Annotated in this window: 2 protein-coding genes; both read left to right on the plus strand. The window is 60.5% G+C overall.

Features of this window, described 5'->3' with window-relative positions; genetic code table 11:
- Positions 1-252: 252 nt before the first annotated feature.
- Positions 253-537, plus strand: coding sequence for a DUF211 domain-containing protein (locus Q4P21_RS15870; RefSeq protein WP_303389690.1), 285 nt, complete (start codon positions 253-255; stop codon positions 535-537).
- Between the two features lie 38 nt (positions 538-575).
- The gene (locus Q4P21_RS15875) at positions 576-1,073 is read left to right on the plus strand and encodes a hypothetical protein (protein ID WP_303389691.1); all 498 of its coding nucleotides are present in this window, start codon (positions 576-578) and stop codon (positions 1,071-1,073) included.
- Positions 1,074-1,078 lie beyond the last annotated feature (5 nt).

The following is a 1,078-nucleotide window of genomic DNA, read 5'->3' on the forward strand; positions in this document are numbered from 1 at the left end:
ACCTCCCAAAACGCTTTCGCATCTTGTTCAAGCAGGAGCCGTTGGCGGGACTGTCCGCATTTTTCTAGGTGGGACCCTCCACCCTCTTCTTAGTTGAATCGTACTCCTCCAGCCTCGCAGCGGGGTCGTTCGAAGGCTGTTTTTTTGGTATTGCCGGGGGTAGCATTCGGGTAATTGCTGGGGATCCGAGGCAATTTGCCACGGCAGTGGCGGCATGCCGGTGGATGCCCAACACCAGTGAAAGGAAAACAGATGCCTGTTCGGAGAATAGCCCTGGATGTGGACAAGGTCATCGACCAACCTGAAGTTCTGGACTTGGCGCTTGCGGTGGAGAAGGTGCCGGGCGTGGAAGCTGTCAACATCACCGTGACGGACATTGACGTTGAAACCGTCGGCATGGACGTGACAGTCGAAGGAAACGACATTGACGTTCCGGCGCTCATGCGCGCGATCGAGAAGGTCGGGGCCGTGTGCCACAGCGTCGATCAAGTGGTAGTGGGGGAACGCGTCATTGAACGGGTCGTGAGATCGCGTTGAACTTTTCATGGCTCCGGCGGCAGCCACTGCTGCCGCCGGTGATGGGGCTGACAGACGGCCTGCTGAACTCTCTCGCCCTGGCTTCCTCCTCCATACTGGGCCAAGGTGGCCGGGTCAGCCCAGACTTGGCGTTCCGGATCGGGATAGCGGCACTGGTGACAGCGGCATTCACCATGTTCGTAGCCGACTACGCGGATCGCAGGCGGTCTCTCATCAGGGCATCGCGCCAGCTGAACCTGACGAAGCGCGGCCAATTGGCAACCACTGAGCTGGGCCGCATCCAAATGCGACGTGCACTGATCGCGATGGCCGTTGCATCCCTGGCCAGCTTCGTGGGAGCCACCACCCCACTTTTAGTGGGGGCCCTGCTACCGGTCCCGCCGTGGACAATCTTGGCACTGGCCATCATTGCACTGGCAGTCTTGGGGTGGCTGCTGGGTAAGGCCCTTGCCGGAAACCGCTTGCGCTGGGCAGTGTCCATGGGGATAGGCGGCCTGGTGGTCACCTTCATCGGCCTGCAGCTGAAGATAGCCTGACCCGT

This window comes from Arthrobacter sp. (assembly GCF_030540645.1).
Taxonomy (GTDB): Bacteria; Actinomycetota; Actinomycetes; order Actinomycetales; family Micrococcaceae; genus Specibacter.